The organism is Metabacillus sp. FJAT-52054 (genome assembly GCF_037201815.1).
In the GTDB taxonomy this organism is placed as follows: domain Bacteria; phylum Bacillota; class Bacilli; order Bacillales; family Bacillaceae; genus Metabacillus_B; species Metabacillus_B sediminis.
The window spans coordinates 731,794-749,171 of the sequence record NZ_CP147407.1 but is presented as its reverse complement, the minus strand read 5'-3'; the positions used below and the strand labels follow the sequence as shown (position 1 = coordinate 749,171).

The window sequence follows — 17,378 nt, the reverse complement described above, 5'->3', positions numbered from 1 at the left end:
TAACCTCCACATTTTTATATTCGCAAAAACCTTAACATCTCAAACGGCGATAGGTGAATTCACCAATCTTCTGGCCCATTCTCTCTTCACTTTATGAATGATGGCGGATTTGGGTTCTAATTGGGCGAGCCCATCTTTGCAAATTAAAAAGGTTTTTTCTCCACAATCAAGAATAAAGAGATTGGAAAGGAAGGTGTCTGATGGCAAACACTGGCTCTGAACAAGTTGAAGAATTCATGATTAATCTGGAACATCCATTAAAAAATGAAATAACAGAGGTCAGATCCATCATTCTTGCTTCTTGCGGGAAGCTGACCGAACACGTTAAATGGAATGCACCGAGCTTTTGCATAAACGGAGAAGATCGAATTACGTTTAACCTGAGGGGCCAAAAATCGTTCCGCCTGATTTTCCATCGCGGAGCGAAAGGTAAATCAGGTACCGGCAAGGAGCCGCTCTTTAATGATGAAACAGGATTGCTTAATTGGGCGGCTCCTGACAGAGCCATTGCAGTCTTTACTGATATGGAAGATATCAACAAAAAAAGAGGACATTTAGAGAAAATCGTGGAAACTTGGATAGAATTGACGGAATAATTCCGAGGTCTATGAATCTCCCATCCTTCTAAACTATAATGGAGTCATACTATAGAAAGCAGGTACATCACGTGATACATATTTTATGGGTCATCTACTTAGGAATTTTAGGAACGGCAGCCATAGGTTTTTTGATAAAAGGCGGGTATAAAACAAACCTGATGCGCGTGGATTTCGTCATCTCCATCATCACCTGGATCGGGTTAATGGGCTATGTGACAAACTCAAGCTTCTTTAGTCCGCTAGTCTGGAAATTCGTATTTTTCGGGGGACTGCTATGGGATATAATTTTCAGCATCAAATTGAAGGATGTAAACGGAGAACCCCTCTACGAAGAGATTCCAAAATCGGCACGGCCGATCGTCATTGCCGGGAGTTTTATTGTTTTTCTCGGGCCGCTATACTACGGATTATTTAGGTATGCCTTTACTTAATAGGAGGTTTCTATGACCATTCAATTAAAACCTGTTACGAGAGATAACTGGGAGGACGCGTTGGAACTCAGCGTTCAATCGGCTCAACTCCATTTAGTCCCTTCACCGGCCATATCTCTTGCAAAAATCGGCATAAAGCCGGATGGAGACAGCATTGAATATCTCCCATTCGGAATCTATCACAATCATATAATGGTAGGCTTTATCATGCATGCACGTGATGAATCGACGTCCAATATGTACTGGATCAACGGCTTTTTGATTGATAGCAAGCATCAGGGAAACGGGTATGGCCGCGACGCCCTCGCTGAAATGATCCGCTGGATAAAGGAGCACAATCCGAACTGCCAGGAAATCCGCCTAACCGTTCGCATCGATAACGAAGGAGCAAGGAAGCTCTATGAAAGTATGGGGTTTCAAGGCACAGGGGTTATGTATGGGGATGAGGAGGTATGGATTTTGGGGGTTGTTTGAGTGAAGGGGATAGAGTTGGAGGGTGGATTGTTTTGGTCTTTTATTGCGCGGTTTGCACTGACCCCCGCTCCGCTAAAGGATTAAACCTCCGTCCCCATTACTCACAAACCGTTAGGTAACAGGGGTTCAGAGCGTAGGTGCTTGTTCCCCTGTTCGTTTAAAGTGGTGGGGGTCAGTGCTATGCTCTGACCCCCGCTCCGCTAAAGGACTAAACCTCCGTCCCCATCACTCCAAAACCGTTAGGTGACAAGGGTTCAGAGCGTAGGTGCTTGTTCCCCTGTTCGTTTAAAGTGGTGGGGGTCAGTGCACCACCAAATAATCATCCTTCCACCGGCTCCACACCGAGTGCCTGACCCGCACTCTGCTACCGAACTAAAGCTCCGGCACCATCTTTCCGAACCATTGATGCATAAGGGCTCACAGACTGAGGTCTCTGTCCCCCGTTGCGGTGAAGGATAGCGGAACTGGCACCCCAGCTAGACTGGATTCCCCCACCTCTCTGCTACCCCCGCTGTACTTCCTTCCTCAGGATCTCACCAAGAGCCGACTTCATATCCGGATACTTAAACGTAAACCCTTCCCTCTCCAGCCGCTCCGGAATCACCCATCTGCTTTTCAGAACGAGCTCGGTTTCCGTCCGGATAAACACCGCCCCCATCTCCAGCATCCATTTTGGAGACGGCAGTCCGAACTTGATGTTCATCGCTTTTCGTACCTCGCTCATAAATTCCTGATTGGAAATAGGCTTGGGCGCAGCGGTGTTGAATACGCCGCGTAAGTGTTCGTTCTCACGGATAAATTGAATGATCCGGTACACATCCTCGACGTGGATCCAGCTGAACATTTGCCTCCCGGATCCCTGTACGCCGCCGAGTCCGAATTTGGCGAGATTTCTATACGGAGTCATGACGCCTCCGTCTCCAAGGACAATAGCAATCCTTAATGCTGCCTGGCGGGTATTCGGCAAATCAAAACTGAAGAACGATTTTTCCCAGGCCTTGGCGACGTCTACCGAAAAACCAGATCCAATCTCCCCGTTCTCCTCTGTCATCGCCCGGTCCTCCGCATGGCGGTAAATCGTCGCTGTACTCGAATTGATCCAAAGAGAAGGCGGATTTGCACATTGCAGAATCGCTTTACCCAGCATTTCGGTCGTATCTGTCCTAGAGCTGAAAATCTCCGCTTTATTCTTCTCATTATAGCGGCAATTTACGGATTTCCCTGCCAAATTGATCAGCATATCTGAGCCCTCAATTGCTTCAACAATTGAATCAAACCGGTCCCATGAATGAATCTTGGAACCTCTTGAGATAACCTTCACATCATAACCAGCTTCAGCAAACCGATCATTCAAATATTGTCCGATAAACCCTGTACCGCCGGCTAGCACAACCTTCTTTTTCATTCCATCAGCTCTCTTCATTTCTTTTATCCTCATTCTACCATTCCTGCACCAGGCATATCTTTCACCCATTTCAGATAGTTCGTCATATTCGTATCCTCATCCATGTTATAGGTAAATGAAAAATTCCCCGCGACGTCTTTCGCTAAAGTCCGGAACAGTTCACATGCTGCAAATACGGATTGCCACATGTTTTCCGGATACCCGTCCGAGTAGGTTTCCTTATACAGATTCCAGTGGGATTCAGGCAAGTACTTCTTAAAATACTTTCCCATTTTCCCTGATGAAACTTCGAAGCCATGCTTTGTTCCAATCCACCATGAAACCATTTCATTAAGAACCGTTCGAACGGGTGCCTCAAAGAATTGCTTTGCATAGGGAAGCTCGTCTCTCCAAATCCCCTTCACCACGCTCTGAAGACACCACCAAAATTCATTGCAGGCGTTCAGGAACAGCGGTTCAGAAGGTTTTTTTATATGATAATCAGCATCAGATGGCTCTGGGAGTTCCCGCAGAATCCCGTCTTTATCCAATAACGGAACCGTCAGCTTCTCTGAGATATATCCGTTTTCCATCATCGCTTCCTGTGTTTCAATATGCAGATCGATGCGATTTCCATCCGTGAAAAGCATTAAATACCCGTAGGATTGATCAAAATCGGTCTTCTTTCCAGCCAGCAGATCCATTTTGTCCGGCTCCTGAAGGATAATCAGATCCCCAAACACGCCAATCCAGCCCTCATCTGCAATAAAGGAAGCGGTCTCTGTCACTACATAGACAATATCATAATCCTGAAAAATATCCTTCGGGGCATTCGGGTTTGTCCTGGATCCATTCATATAGGCCGCCCGAATTCGCTCATCCTGTTCTGCAATGCCTATAATTAAATCAAACATTTCCTTTTCCGTTCTCAAGCGCAGTTCACCCATTCCTTAAGGTTTTCTCTTTAGGTACTTCTTGAAAAATAGCGGAATTCCTCCAATGTTATTCTCCTAAAGTTTCCAATTCTTACTCGCAGGGTAAAGTAGGCTGGTACAGAATATACATCTAGAGAAAAACAAAAGAATAATTTGGAAAAAAATGCGTTTCTTTTCGTTTTCTTATATAATTGAGTGTCTAAACTTTTATTAATTAGGCAATTGCGACATGAAGCGCGATTGCTTTCGAAAAAGGAGTGTTCCAGTTTGCCGGATTCCAAATATTTCAGACTTGGTTATACCATCATCATTCTTTTGGTCATCATTATGCTTGCTGTGAAGGTTCAGTTCATTTTCACACCGCTCGTCATCATTTTTCAAACGTTATTCTTTCCGTTTTTGATTTCAGGGGTCATTTTCTATTTATTTCGGCCGATCGTACTTTACCTGGATCACAAAAAAGTTCCAAAAACGTTATCAATAGTTGTACTTTACATCCTATTTATCGGGATTGGAACGCTGCTATTTTTCCTTATTGGGCCTGAAATTCAGAAGCAGTTCAAAACACTGATTGATAATGCGCCCGGCATTATTGAAACGCTGCAGTCGAAAGCAAATGAAATCAGACAGAGTTCATGGATGTCCCGTTTCGAGGAAAACAGCAATATGACGGTGGAACAGGCAACCGCCAAAATCTCAGATTATTTTAAAAGCAACGTAAGCAACATCGGAAATGGCATAACCGGTTTAATTGGAATCCTCTCAAGCCTAGCCACCATCATTGTCACGGTTCCGTTTATTGTGTTCTATCTATTGAAAGACAGCGAAGGCCTGTCAACAAAGATTGCCCGCTTCTTCCCGTTAAAAGCAAACGAATCAAAAAAAATTCTAAAGGACATGGACTCCGCTCTGAGTTCCTACATTCAGGGACAGGCAATCATCTGTCTTATAGTCGGCATCATGATGTACATAGGCTACCTGATTATCGGCGTCAACTATTCTTTGATCCTGGCGATTGTGGCCATGTTTACAAATGTGATCCCGTTTATCGGACCGTTCTTAGCCATCATTCCGGCGCTAATCATCGGTTTCATTGACTCTCCATTTATGGCAGTCAAAGTCCTGATCGTTGCGATTATTGTCCAGCAAATTGATGGAAATGTAAGCTCCCCGCTAATTATGGGAAGAAAACTTGATATCCATCCATTAACCATCATCCTGCTATTACTCGTCGCAGGAAGCATGGGCGGCTTGCTCTTCATGATTCTCGCTGTGCCGGTATATGCCGTGCTGAAAGTGATCGTGAGCCATATTTACCGTTTGTATCAGCTTCATAAGATTGAGAAGAAACAGGTTTTGAAGATTGAGGAAGATTGAGAAAAAATTGCAGATTTATAAAAAGAAGCAGAGATTGGCTGCAATCTCTGCTTCTTTTTTATGGGTTATTAAAGTTTTTTAATGTAAGCGGATGAAATATATCCCTTTATCTTTTGATCGGCCGTTCTTACTGGGTACCAAACAAATTGATTAGCAGAATTTTTGCTATAAACAAAATTTCCCCTAACTAATAAAACGGTGTTTTTCCCCACATTTTTTGCCGATTTTGTAGTATCTGGATGAACCCTTACCTTGACGCTATCTACTGTCACCATCACTCGATTTCCTGCTTTAAATTGATAAACAGTTGGATGCAGATCTTTTATAGAGTATTCCATCTTTCGAAAAACGATATTCTGATTGCTTGTGGGATCATATTCAAAATCTGCTGTTGTGAAAGGAAATTGCGCTAGATTTGCAGACTTTAATAAGCTATCTTTCACTATTTTGCTGAACACTTCTTCCTGATACGCTTTTATATTTTTCTTACCGGTTGCTTTTATAAGCGGACTGTTCACAGGCTTGATCCCATTATAAGCCATTACAGGAAAATACCAGTTTTCAATAATATTCCGGCCTGCCCCTTTTATCTTCGGAACATTACTATCATATTTTTTTGAAAGAATACTAATACCAGCGTCAATGTTATAGATAACATCATTTTTTAATTTTTCCTTGGAGTAACCAGGGTAGTTAGTGACCTGCATAAGACCGATACCGCTATCAGCAGGCTTAATTCCAAATTGCTGCCACTTGCCATTTTCCTGTGTAGCTACAGCTTTCACTACTTCTGGCGGTATATCAGCTGCCAATGCAGCATTTGTTAACAAGCAATTCATATGCTGAAAAGAAGGATTTACATTAGGTTTTAATACACCGTACTTTGTACAGTTAGACGAAAAATCCGTTCCTGTAGCTTCTGCAGATACTCCTGGCTGAAGCAACCCTAATGTCAAAACCGCAGTTAAACACAATTTCCCCATTAATTTCATTCAATTATTCTCCATTCTCCAACGTTATTAATCTATGTAAATATTACCACACAAAAGAGAATAATTGGAAAATAAAAAGCAGACCGTAAACGGACTGCTTCCCCTTTATACCTTCTCCAGCTCCTCCACCATCGCCGGCCGATAGTGATATTCCTTCTTCAGGTCTTCCGCGAGCTCACGTGCGCTTTCTTCCCCGCATGCTTTTCTATAAGGCTCAAAAAGCTTGGTTACTTTCTTGTACTGGCTGCGGTTGGAAGCATGGGATGATTCGTTGCGGATGAACCGGGTAAAAATGTCGCTGATTTTCCCTGGGTACTCCTCCTGAATATAAGGATGCAGCCCCACGATTTCGCTTGGCGAGGCACGGCAGTACTCCAGTATTTTGTCTTTCCGGTTCTCGATTTTAATAATTTCCAGGTAAGGAGAATACGGACTTGATGAGTGGAGTTCAGTTAAAAGCTCCTCCAGAACAGCCGGCCACTCTTCAGGATCATACAGCTCTTTCAGCTTGAGATAGTACTGAATTCCTTCTTGACCGCTGATCATTTTGCGGCCCAGCTCCTTTTGCTTTCCACGATCGCCAAGCAGCTCATAGGCCTGAGATTCAAGCTTTCTCCAGGTGCCTGTATTTCCATGCCGTTCCTTATGAATTCCTTCTTCACAGAGGGAAATCGCCTGCTGATAGTCACCGCTTTCCAAACAGCGATTAACCGCTTTTTCCCTGAATGACGGGTAGCTGAGGTTTGCTTTCAGAAATGCCTCGGCTTCTTCCAGGTCTGCCGATTCGTATAGTTCAAGCAAAAAGCCCATGATGCTTTCTTTCTCATAGAAACCCCCATAATCTTCGCCATCCAGTTCTTTCAGGCGTTTCAAAAGCGGCTTTTCCAGTTCTTTTCGGAGTCCCGGATCATCGGCGAACTGGACACATGCCCCAAGCAGATCAACCCGGTGATCGCTCCAATCATCGTATCTGGCATGCATGGCTTCTTTTAAAATGGCTTTCATTAATTCTTTCTTTTTCGCTTCCGGCCACTGCTCCAAACCATCTTCAATGGCTTCATCGATGAGATTCACGGCTGTAAACAAGACATCGCCGATGGAACCGCTGGAGTCATCTGTGTAATGCAGCATCTCAATGACGATCGACATGACGGCAAGGCTCAGCAGCACCGTACTCTCCGGCTGGCCGGCATCCCTTTTTGTCCGTGCTTTTTCAATAGTCAGCATCGCTCCATAGAGGGCCTGGTCAACTCTGCCATATGAAATGAAACCATGCTCTTTAGCCTTGCGTATGTACTCGCGGATCATTTTTTTGCTCGCTGCCACCTCGTCTTCAATTGGCGCAAATTCAAACAGCAGTTTTTTCTCAATTTCCGGATAGGTATCAGAAAGGTCAATCAGTACACGGACGAGGTCCTCTTTTTTCATTTGAGGAAGCAGGTCCTCGATCGCTGTCTCTTTCCTTTTTGATTTGCTCTCCACGGGTTCCCGTTCCACCATGCCATCCCTCATAGCAAAAAGCACAGCCGCTTCATGCTTGCAGTAAACCCCGTCGAACGGACAATCGCAATACGTTTCAAGAACCGTGTCGCCGGCCATCTTCACAGAAACACGATAAGGATAGCTGCTGCCCTCTACAACCGCCTTATGTATACCATCCGCTTCCCGAAGCTTCAAAATCTGTCCTTTTTTATAATAATCTTTTCCGCGCTTCAGGATCGTTTCATTGATAAAATCTTCTAAATCAGTTAAATACATCGGGCACCCCGTCAGTTTGTCTTATCATTAATGTACCAGGTTAGCGCCGGTTATTTCAATCGTGTCAGGAATTTTTCACTTCGCGATCACCGGCACCCACAATTCATGCCTCGGCTTGCGGCCCGGTCCGTAATAGCACTCGATGCACGGCAGATTCGCCAGCTCATAGCCGGATGTAGGGACCCACTCGGAATAGAGGCGCTTCCATGCTTCAGGGATATTCGGAAATACCGCCCATGTGGCCGGTGGAATCGTGAGGGTTTCCAGACCTTCAGGAGAGTCGCCTGCATACCGCACTCCCATGAAGTAATCAAATTCTTCATCTTTAATAGCCGCTTCTTTGCCGCACACACCTAATATGCCTTCAATCTTGCATTTTGGATCTTCCCATGACAGATCGATTAATTGCTGGGTAAATCCATCTTTCTTCGCCTGGCTCCAGAGTTTAGGAATGGTCTTAAATGCGCGGCTCGTTTTTACTTTCTCCTTTTTCCCCGTCAGCTTCCATTCAAAATCAAGATGCTCGATTCGATAATCCATTTCCATATCCCCTTTTTCAAAGATTTGTCTCTTTTAAATATTTTAGCATTTTTTTACATTTGTTAGGTGGGATTTTGGATACAAAAAGGGATCCCATGCATTAAGCGTGGGATCCCTTTTTAACCGGAAATATGTATTTCAGCAATTAGCAGGAAAAAGTCCGCAATTATTCGGGAAACGTCAGCAATTATTACAAAAAGTCAGCAATTAATGTGCGAATGTCTGCAATTACTTAAACAGGCCTGCTATTTTGTGAGCGATGCCCATTTAAAGGCAGGAAGTCACCCTGATTAGCTGTCCATCCCGGGCGGTTCCTCCATCCATCCTTTTTCCATCATTAATTTGGCCCCTGCCATCGTGAATTCGTACGTATCTTTTGCAAATATGGCTGATTTTGCACTCAAATCATTTCGCAGAATAAAGACGGAGCTGAAGCCTTGGCCTCCAAGACCGAATCCACCTAACAAGTAGGTACAGTACAGCATCAGGTATTCTGAAAAAGGTGCTGCCGTCGAGCCTGTCAAGATTCCTCCAGATGCAGTAGGAGGCTGTATATCATCCGTTAGAAGAATCTCGTTCGTTTCTTTTAATATTTCCTTTGCCAAATCATGTCCCTTGATAAAATACTTTTTCACTTCATTGTCCTCACTGCACTGGGCAAAGGCTTTCATTAACTGAACTGCAAAAACGTTTGTCTCGATTGAATGGTAAAGCATCCCGAATTCAATCGCATTAATCGGCCTCTTTTCTCCAAAAAAATTCGTGCCTTTGGTGTAGGATTTATCTGTTATGTATCCCCCTGACTTCGGAATGCTTCCATAGTTTGGATGAGGAAGCAGGTCCTTTTTCAGCAGATAATGAGTGAATTTATCATAATACGTTTGTGTTAAATCTGTCAGCTGCTTATAGTAGTCAATTACGTCTTCACGGTAAGATACGGTCATATGAAGGACATACATACCCATGCTGATTTGCTTCAGCACCCGGCAAAACATAATATCAAATCCATTATCGAATAATTTCGGTGAATCGAGGCGGATATCCTTACTCGTAAAACCTGCAGGTACAGCAGCCCCTTCATTTTCAATCATAATCCTCATTTCAAGAACCTTTTTATTCAGCTTCCTATGCAAATCAGACATCAAATTCTTCGCTTCGGCCTCATCCGATTTCTCAATTAAGACCTCCAGTATTCTAAGAATCATCGTCTTTTTATGATACGTTGTCCATATAGCCCCGAACTCTGCCGAACTCATTTTCCTGGTTTTAGACATGATGAAGCATTCCCTTCCTTTTTATCCATTTCCTATAGTATGCGGTGTTTTCCCTGCTTCTATCCTAATCTGTGAACAGGGTAAGCTTTGTATATGAAAAAAAGTATGACTGATTGAGTCACCCTCTCGTCTATTATTCCTCTGCCATTATTTTCATTTGCCGGTATTATTCGGCCTCCTGAAAATTACGTTTACCCAATCCTAAATCATCACAAGCGTATTCAAGATGTTCAAGCCAGGTTTTATCATTCCGTTTGAGAGTTTTTTTTACCTCTGTCTCAATATAAGGAGAACTGATTTCTTTCCAAAACCTCTAAAGAAAGACTGTTACTATAACTGACTTTATGGCCAAAGGGAATTTAACACAAAATATGGAAACGCATGATACACTAAGGTTACCTAAACTCACAATATAAACATATTTTTCATTCAACTAATGAACTAATTTATTCCCACGATATAAATAAAAGTATATGGAGGTTAGTAATGTTATTTATTATGTTTGGGGTTATTGCAATAGTGGCTACTTTTATTAATCTATATATGTATAAAGCAGGAAAGGATTATAAGCTTGCTATGGCGATAGGTTTATCATTTACAGCATTAACACTTTGTTCAGAATATAGTCTTGTATCTCGGTGGGTAAAAATGGAAGATTGGTCAGCTCTAGGGGATGTAGTACCTGGTATGGAAAGGGCATTATGGTTTTTGACAATTGTTTCGATCTTACTAAATATAGCACCTATACTTTTAGAACTAAAAGGCAAGAAATAATTGCTTATTGTCACATCATTTATTTAGTAGGCTAATATTGTGTAGGTCTATATGTATAACTAACGGGTAGCGTTAGTTATACAAGCCAATATTAAAAACGGAACTTTCTAATTTTTGGAGGTTCCGTTTTTATAATTAATATCAAAAATAAACTTTAACAGAGCCAAAAAATAAAAAGAAACCTAAAAAAGATGACCCCTGTTTCTCACAGAGATCACCTTCCTATGTGTCCTTGAAAAGGGAAGCCGTTTACTTTCTTGTTTCTTATGCTAAATTAATTCGCAGGCCCATTATCCACTTTTGCCTCAATCGCGTCTTGGACGCTTGTTGGCACTGAAGACATGAAATTGAAGCCCGTCATCGTTTCAATACTGTCAACACTTACCCGGTAGGAAGACCATGGTTTGCTGGAAGCTGTCTGGTCGTTCGGTACGACAACTGCGATCACTCTTGTTGCAGTGGATACACGGCTCGCATCATTGTCGCCTTTAGGCAGGACAACGATGACCTTCCATGTTTGGGCAGGTACGACAACGCCATTTCCGACTGTCGTTCTATATCCGTTGGAACCAGTGCCTCCCATTCCATAGCCCCCAGAGATAATGTACAATTCGTTGCCTGCAGCAGCAAGTTCACGGCTGTAGGATTCTAGATCCGCCCATGTAATCTGGTTGTTGTTCGGTGCTTGAGGAATCATATTTGTCATGAAGAATGTTGCTGAATTATCAGCAATTGAAGAGGTACGGTCAGCGGAAGGACACATATGGCCTCTGTCAAATCCTGATCCTGAGAATTCACTTGCTGTTACTTCATACCAGCCTGTCGGAAGGGACGTATCCGCGCGGAAGTCATCCTGACGCGGAGTGCTTCCGCTATCATCCGCATCCAAATGCCAGCTCACCCAGTTTGGCGTACGTTTTGAATCATTGTAAGAAAGATCATATTGAGGCTTTGTCATTAAATAGTTTGTGGAATTGGATGTACTTGTTGTTGCACCGCTTGGATTTCCAAGGGCCAAATGATCATCTTCTGTAACTGTTGGCTCGGATCCAGTTCCTGATGAAGTTGAGCTTTGAGGGTCCAGGCTCGCTGTAACTGTAATATCAGCAGAATTATTGTTCGTGTCCCAGCCATTGCCCAGTCCGTTAGCTGTTCCGCCGTTATCGTTTTTACGTTCAGCACTTGTAGTCGCTGAAGTCGTCCCTGCAGAAGCTGCTTCGTAATCATTGGCAGAACCATAGCCAATAAAATCGATCACATTCAAATCTCTGGAACCAGATACGGAAGAAGTCACTTTCGCGAGCGCAACTTTTCCGCTGCTTGCACTTAAGTTAATGGTGCCAGTTGCATTAGGAGATGGCAGATTAGCTGTTCCGCCGGTGCCGCTAGCTTGTTTAATTAGATAGTACTGATGAGCACCAATGCTTCCAGTTAAATTCGTTATGTTTGTGAATGAACCGCTTGCAGAAGCATATTGAACAGACCAGCCTGACAAATTAACAGCACTATCTGTAGGATTGTAGAGTTCAATATAATCATTTTTATAGAAAGCACCGCTGTTTCCGCCTCCGCCATAAACCTCACTAATGACAACATGAGATGCCCCTGCAGCATGTGCAGGTGTACTAAAAAAGTTCCCCGTAGAAAAGAAAAGCACTAAACTCAAAAATAATAATGAGAGCTTCTTGTTACTAATTTTTCTGGCCACTATGTATAACCTCCTATTCAATCTAAGAATAGTATAGGGTTCAACCCATCCCAATTGAAGATAGCGAACGTCACGCTGAGGTCACTCCTTTTTTTCCCTTTTTGTGATTTTGGCACGCTTCCTGACCCGAAGTTCCTAATTTTTTTAACTAAAAATTAACATTCATAACGTTAAATAATAAAACAAGATTGCTATGATATAGTTGATTTTCTATAAGGAAGTGCATGGGCGAATGGTAAATGTACTAATTGTTAATGGACCAGGGCTTTTAAGGGAAAGCATCGTATATCTGATTGAAAAAGACAGTGAACTGAATGTCATCGGAAGCGCCGAAAACGGAATGCAGGCTGTAGATTTATGCAGCGCCCTTGCTCCTGATGTCATATTAATAGATATAGAAATGCCTGAGTGCGATGGCTTTGAGGCTGCAAAACGGATTAAACATCAATTCCCTCATATGAAAGTTATCTTTCTAGCCAATCAAACAGATAAAAAGAGTGGTTTCTTTGCCCTTAAATCCGGTGCTGACGGCTACTTATTAAAAAATATAAAAGGTTCCGAGCTTATCCTCGCTATCAAATGTGCGGCAAATAATATGAAAATCTTTCATCCAAATGCACTTGATGGGATGGACATATTTATGGAACACGAGTGGAGGGACGGTTCTGTACCGCATCCAGCGGATAACCTGACGATAAGAGAAATTGAACTAGTCAAATACATAGCGCAAGGCAAAAGCAATAAGGAAATCGCCAATATCCTTTTTTTAAGCGAAGGCCGAATAAAAAACATCGTCACAGGAATCCTGAAAAAAAGCGCTTTGCAGCATAGAACCCAGCTTGCGGTGTATGCGATTAAGAAGCGGTATATATGAATCGATACAAAAAATACGCTATAGGTCAAGATTTATCCTATAGCGTATTTTTGTATTACGGGAGCCGAGCTTAAGTCGTGTCCCTCAATCCAAGTATGATGACCACAGTGGCCTTTGGAATAAAAACAGATGACCCCTATCCAACCAGAGATCATCTCCAGCGTTCATTCCCAGCAGCATTTCTTCCCCTTATTCCTTCACAAACTCCCTCGTGCTCCTCACCGTATCAATCGCTCTTACCAATCCTTCAGTCTCCTTACGCTTCTGCTCTAGGAATGGAGAGAGCGATAATTTCTCGCCGAGTGATTCATACGATCGTCCCCCATAAAACCAGGTCCGGCTGTTGCAAATTCGAACATGATTTGCGGAGCGACTCTTGCATACAGGGATTTAAAGAAATGACGGTTCACATAACCGGAGTTTGGAAGGCGGAAGCTTGAAAGCCTGTCTATCCATTCATCCAGGACAGTGCGGTATTCCACGCGGAACGCAGCAAGGTGAACGGTCAAACCTTTGAACCGCTTCCGGAAGGTCCGGGTTTCCTCAACGATGACCTGATCTCCGTCACCGCCCTTTCCAACTTCAAACGTTTTGAACGAATAAAAAGCCGGCCCTTATTGTTCAGGGCCGGCTTTTTGGCGGCTCGATTAGCTCACCGCTTATTTATTTTTCATTTGTTACTTCACAGAAGGTGCTGGAAGAATCGTTCCATTTGAATGATAGAATTTAACTTTAGTAAGATCAATCCCTTCAGCTGCCGTCCATTGTGTAACTTTTTCGGCACCATATACGGCAGAGACATGCTGATTGCCGATAACTGCTTCTTTTATCTCAGAGCCCATAAAGTCAAATGCCGTTTCATTAGCTGATGGCAGCAGAGTAACCTTTGTATTCTTCAGGCCCTCTCCTTTAATAGCGGCTTTTGCCTTTAGCACAATTCCATTTTCGATAACAGATGATGCATCCATTTCTACATACGAATTAGCTGCCTCGATTGTAAGCTTTTTCGTTTTAAAGCCTTTAAGCTTGTAAATTTTTGAGTAAATAGGTTTCCCTTTTAATTGTGTCTGGATCATCAAAGGGTCATGGTCACTTGCTCTTCCATGCTGTTCCATGAAAGAAGAGTTGATATGCACGATTTCCGCTTTAGTAGAGTCTGCCAGATTGTTTGAAACAAGGATGTGATCAAGTACTTGCGAGTTTCCTTGGTATACATAGGAGAATCTCTTTTCTTCAGAAATCTTCTCTACCATGTTGCTCATTTCAGATCCCTTCAGAATTTCAAAAGTTTTTGAAAACTCGAAATCGTTGAAGTCTCCTAATAGAATCAGGTTTGCATTTGGATCCTTTGCTTTTACTTCCTTGACGAAACTGTTAAGAATTCCTGCAATTTTATGGCGCTGCACTTCACTTCCAAGGACAGGAGGCTGATTTTTACCGAATAGCGGCTGGTCTCCGCCTTTGGAGTTGAAGTGGTTGGCAACAAGAATGACTTTTTTGCCTTGGAATTCAAACTGTGCTGCCAGCGGTTTACGGCTGTTTGTAAAAGCTTCGTTTGTTGGATCGATCCGGCCGGGGTTAACGGTAAGACTTCCATTTTCGAATCCAACAGCCTGCGTGGATGTTCCTTTTGTTCCTGCCGCCAGGGATACCCGGTCTTTATTATAAAGGAAGGCTACACGGATATTTCCGCCAGGCTGACCGCCGTCTTTATTATTTTCAGGTGCAATATCAACGTACGTATATTCCGGACCGCCAAGCGCCTTGATTTTGTCAATCAGCTTCTGGGCACTTTCGTTTGAAGCGGTTTGTCCGCTGTCAGCTGGTCCGTCATTATCCTGCATTTCCGTCAATCCGATAACATCCGGCTGCTTTAGATTTTCAACAACGGCATTTGCCACTTTCGTTACTTTTTCGTCTGCATCCTTGGCAGAGAAGTTCTCCACGTTATAGGAAGCAACGGTTAATTGGTCTTCAATTTTCTCAAATGAAACGACTTCTCTTTTTGTCGTTCCTTCCACTAAATTAGGAAGGCTTGTTTTATTCGTCAATACTTTGTAGTTGCTGAAGCTGTAGCTTACGACACCTGTGATTAACCCTTTAAAAGAGTCACCTGATTTCGCTACATACTTTTCATCATTGATGTCGATGAAAATACGCTCCGGATTAGAGTCTTCTTTCGTTGCACGCAGTCCGCCGTTAGCGGTATTGGTTGCAACCGTTCCAGGTACAACAACGAGTTCGCCGTAGCTTTGAGGAGCAACAAGCTTCGCGTCTTCAACCCCAACGCGCATTCCTTCAAGGCTCTCATAGAAGTCCAATCCGTCCTGCTCAGGATCAAACTCTTTCATTCCATCGTTATCAATAATCTGTTGGGGTGCAATGCGGTCTTTCCCGATTACAACAGGTGCAGGCAGTTCGGCTCCTGCAGAAACTTTTATTATAGCAGAAGCGCTGATTTCCGTAACAGGGGCATCCGTTGCCGCTTTTTCAGCATATCCTTCTAAATGATATTCCTTAACCTGACCGCTTACTTTTACAAGATCACCTTGAATCATTCCATGATTGGATTTGTATACAAGGATTCCTTCAGATGTTTTTACATCCGCATCAGGATTCGGATCCTGCATGAAGAAATTGTTATTGTCTACAACGTGTGTTACGACACCCTGAACGTCCACGACATTTTTGCCATCAAGCGGGGAAGTGTGGCTTGCTCCCTGGATATGATGAATTTGAATCGGGCCATCTAGGATTTCATAGTCAAATGCTGCTGCTTCACTGTCTGTCATTCCAGCTTTGATGGCCACAGCTTTAATGACGCTGTCTTTCGTAATGGACAGAGGACCTGTATATTTTTTGCTTGAAGCGGTCGGCTCGCTTCCGTCTTCCGTGTAATGAATCTCAGCATCTTTCGTTGTCGTGCTTAAAGTGATTTCCGTTCCTGTTTTCACATAGCCTGCAGCTGGATTAGCTGTTACGGCTTGAACCTTGGATGAGTCTTCAATTATATCAGACGCATCTCTTGGTACGATTTTGTATTCGTTAAAATCGTAGTTCACTACACCTGTAATGGAATCGTACGTTTTGCCCGCTTCCAGCAGAGAGGAATCCATTGGCTTTAGCTTCGCTGTGCCAGCTGCATCTGTTGCTGGAAAGTTTCCGCTTGTATCTTTCGTTCCCACTGTTACATCCTTGATTGTAACGAGTTCACCCTCTGTCTCCTCTTTCAGGTCAGTCGATACAACCGTTTGAGGATCTGGTACACCTGCGTTAGCCTGTACCATCTCAAGTGCTGAATTGCCGGATACTTCAAGCTGAGCCATACCGTAATAATCGTTCATCTTTCCAGCAGCTTTCATTTTGTCGCCAATTTTCACTTTTGAATCAAGAGCCGATCCGCGGACAATGATTCCTGCCGTACCGTCTTGAATATACACATTGTTCATACCGCCTGATGAGAAAATGGCTGTTACCGTTCCAATAATGGCAGCAGTCGTTCCTTTCGCCAGGACTTTTACATCTGCAATATCTTTAACAGCAGGAACCGCGTATGTGAAGGAAGCTTCCTGACTCGCATCTTTTCCTGCAGCAACCGCGATTGCTTTAATTGCAGTATCCGAATCTACTTTAATTGGAGCTGTATATAGTGCGCTTGATGCTGTCGGTGCAGAACCATCTGTTGTGTAATAGATGGCAGCCCCTGCATCAGCCGTGTTCAGGCTGATTTCTGTTCCTGCTAAAACTCCACCTGAAGGGAGGCTTGCCGTAACTGGTGATGTTTGGTTTGCTGGTGCAACAAATTGAAGGGCTGTAACAGGGTTCATACCAGGCACAGAAAAATAAGCCTTCAAAGTTCCTGTTACACGGATTTTCTTACCTAAGTTACTTGGATTATTCACCAGGTTAACGGTATCTCTAATTGTTCCTATAGGCAATGCAACCGGCATAATTTTCGCCTTATCAGTTTCAGCAGGTGAATCTGCTATAGCTATATTTGTGTTAACTGTAAAGGTTGGTCCAGGGGAATACACCGGTCCGCTTGCTGTAGTACCAACAATGTAACCCTCTACCTCAGCTGCCGGTCCGGTAGTGCCAATGTTATTCAAAGCAATCGCCTCAGCAACCGTCAATGCAGCAGCAGCTTTTCCTACAGGTGCCGCTGGTGCCAGCATAGACAGCACCAGGGCAAAGATCATTGCGAATTGAAAAGGAATTTTCCAGGTTTGCTTTTTCAAATGGGTATCCTCCGTTGATA

13 protein-coding genes and 2 pseudogenes are annotated in these 17,378 nt (G+C 43.3%); 6 read left to right on the top strand and 9 right to left on the bottom strand.

Features of this window, described 5'->3' with window-relative positions; genetic code table 11:
* The first annotated feature begins 200 nt into the window (after positions 1 to 200).
* The 3 genes from WCV65_RS04000 to WCV65_RS03990 all read left to right on the top strand — a co-directional run bounded on the left by WCV65_RS04000 (position 201) and on the right by WCV65_RS03990 (position 1,504).
* On the top strand, positions 201 to 596 hold the full coding sequence (locus WCV65_RS04000) for a DUF1801 domain-containing protein (protein WP_338780271.1): 396 nt from the start codon (positions 201 to 203) through the stop codon (positions 594 to 596).
* 71 nt (positions 597 to 667) lie between these two features.
* Positions 668 to 1,030, top strand: coding sequence for a hypothetical protein (locus WCV65_RS03995; RefSeq protein ID WP_338780269.1), 363 nt, complete (start codon positions 668 to 670; stop codon positions 1,028 to 1,030).
* A 12-nt stretch (positions 1,031 to 1,042) separates the two neighbouring features.
* Positions 1,043 to 1,504, top strand: coding sequence for a GNAT family N-acetyltransferase (locus WCV65_RS03990; protein ID WP_338780267.1), 462 nt, complete (start codon positions 1,043 to 1,045; stop codon positions 1,502 to 1,504).
* Between the two features lie 502 nt (positions 1,505 to 2,006).
* Here the strand turns inward: WCV65_RS03990 and WCV65_RS03985 are convergent.
* Both WCV65_RS03985 and WCV65_RS03980 read right to left on the bottom strand, forming a co-directional pair.
* Complete coding sequence (locus tag WCV65_RS03985; protein ID WP_338782144.1) at positions 2,007 to 2,909, bottom strand: TIGR01777 family oxidoreductase; 903 nt, start codon at positions 2,907 to 2,909, stop codon at positions 2,007 to 2,009.
* Positions 2,910 to 2,938: 29 nt separating this feature from the next.
* Positions 2,939 to 3,820: an aminoglycoside 6-adenylyltransferase gene (locus WCV65_RS03980; RefSeq protein WP_338780265.1), complete on the bottom strand. Its 882-nt coding sequence runs from the start codon at positions 3,818 to 3,820 to the stop codon at positions 2,939 to 2,941.
* 270 nt (positions 3,821 to 4,090) lie between these two features.
* Here WCV65_RS03980 and WCV65_RS03975 point away from each other — a divergent pair, with 270 nt between their 5' ends.
* Entirely contained in the window at positions 4,091 to 5,200 is a 1,110-nt protein-coding gene (locus WCV65_RS03975; protein WP_035405854.1) for an AI-2E family transporter, read from the top strand.
* Between the two features lie 68 nt (positions 5,201 to 5,268).
* Here WCV65_RS03975 and WCV65_RS03970 read toward each other — a convergent pair whose 3' ends face one another.
* The 4 genes and pseudogenes from WCV65_RS03970 to WCV65_RS03955 all read right to left on the bottom strand — a co-directional run bounded on the left by WCV65_RS03970 (position 5,269) and on the right by WCV65_RS03955 (position 9,764).
* Complete coding sequence (locus WCV65_RS03970) at positions 5,269 to 6,192, bottom strand: transglycosylase SLT domain-containing protein (RefSeq protein ID WP_338780262.1); 924 nt, start codon at positions 6,190 to 6,192, stop codon at positions 5,269 to 5,271.
* Positions 6,193 to 6,297: 105 nt separating this feature from the next.
* Positions 6,298 to 7,950 (bottom strand): SWIM zinc finger family protein, encoded by a 1,653-nt coding sequence (locus tag WCV65_RS03965; protein ID WP_338780260.1) that lies wholly within the window; start codon positions 7,948 to 7,950, stop codon positions 6,298 to 6,300.
* Positions 7,951 to 8,025: 75 nt separating this feature from the next.
* A pseudogene (locus tag WCV65_RS03960) lies at positions 8,026 to 8,517 on the bottom strand (GyrI-like domain-containing protein); the annotation flags it as partial.
* A 263-nt stretch (positions 8,518 to 8,780) separates the two neighbouring features.
* Positions 8,781 to 9,764, bottom strand: a complete 984-nt coding sequence (locus WCV65_RS03955) for a DUF3231 family protein (RefSeq protein ID WP_338780258.1) — start codon at positions 9,762 to 9,764, stop codon at positions 8,781 to 8,783.
* A gap of 486 nt (positions 9,765 to 10,250) precedes the next feature.
* Between WCV65_RS03955 and WCV65_RS03950 the strand changes: the two genes are divergently transcribed.
* A complete protein-coding gene (locus WCV65_RS03950; RefSeq protein WP_035405848.1) occupies positions 10,251 to 10,538 on the top strand; it encodes a hypothetical protein in 288 nt (95 codons plus the stop codon).
* 274 nt (positions 10,539 to 10,812) lie between these two features.
* On the opposite strand, the gene WCV65_RS03945 is transcribed toward WCV65_RS03950, so the two are convergent.
* Positions 10,813 to 12,246, bottom strand: a complete 1,434-nt coding sequence (locus tag WCV65_RS03945; RefSeq protein ID WP_051860600.1) for a DNA/RNA non-specific endonuclease — start codon at positions 12,244 to 12,246, stop codon at positions 10,813 to 10,815.
* A gap of 232 nt (positions 12,247 to 12,478) precedes the next feature.
* On the opposite strand from WCV65_RS03945, the gene WCV65_RS03940 reads away from it, so the two are divergent.
* Positions 12,479 to 13,120 carry a response regulator transcription factor gene (locus WCV65_RS03940; RefSeq protein WP_035405846.1) on the top strand — a complete coding sequence of 214 codons (642 nt, stop codon included), beginning with the start codon at positions 12,479 to 12,481 and terminating at the stop codon, positions 13,118 to 13,120.
* A 189-nt stretch (positions 13,121 to 13,309) separates the two neighbouring features.
* On the opposite strand, the pseudogene WCV65_RS03935 reads toward WCV65_RS03940, so the two are convergent.
* Together WCV65_RS03935 and WCV65_RS03930 are read right to left on the bottom strand one after the other, a co-directional pair.
* Positions 13,310 to 13,707: pseudogene (locus tag WCV65_RS03935) on the bottom strand (ring-cleaving dioxygenase); the annotation flags it as partial.
* A gap of 90 nt (positions 13,708 to 13,797) precedes the next feature.
* Positions 13,798 to 17,358, bottom strand: coding sequence for a chitobiase/beta-hexosaminidase C-terminal domain-containing protein (locus tag WCV65_RS03930; protein ID WP_338780251.1), 3,561 nt, complete (start codon positions 17,356 to 17,358; stop codon positions 13,798 to 13,800).
* Between the last annotated feature and the right edge of the window lie 20 nt (positions 17,359 to 17,378).

Excerpts from the sequence above, each read along its gene's own strand:
- WCV65_RS04000 (WP_338780271.1), top strand. The coding sequence starts at position 201 with ATGGCAAACACTGGCTCTGAACAAGTTGAAGAATTCATGATTAATCTG.
- WCV65_RS03990 (WP_338780267.1), top strand. The coding sequence starts at position 1,043 with ATGACCATTCAATTAAAACCTGTTACGAGAGATAACTGGGAGGACGCG.
- WCV65_RS03985 (WP_338782144.1), bottom strand. The coding sequence starts at position 2,909 with ATGAAAAAGAAGGTTGTGCTAGCCGGCGGTACAGGGTTTATCGGACAA.
- WCV65_RS03970 (WP_338780262.1), bottom strand. The coding sequence starts at position 6,192 with ATGAAATTAATGGGGAAATTGTGTTTAACTGCGGTTTTGACATTAGGG.
- WCV65_RS03965 (WP_338780260.1), bottom strand. The coding sequence starts at position 7,950 with ATGTATTTAACTGATTTAGAAGATTTTATCAATGAAACGATCCTGAAG.
- WCV65_RS03955 (WP_338780258.1), bottom strand. The coding sequence starts at position 9,764 with ATGTCTAAAACCAGGAAAATGAGTTCGGCAGAGTTCGGGGCTATATGG.
- WCV65_RS03950 (WP_035405848.1), top strand. The coding sequence starts at position 10,251 with ATGTTATTTATTATGTTTGGGGTTATTGCAATAGTGGCTACTTTTATT.
- WCV65_RS03940 (WP_035405846.1), top strand. The coding sequence starts at position 12,479 with ATGGTAAATGTACTAATTGTTAATGGACCAGGGCTTTTAAGGGAAAGC.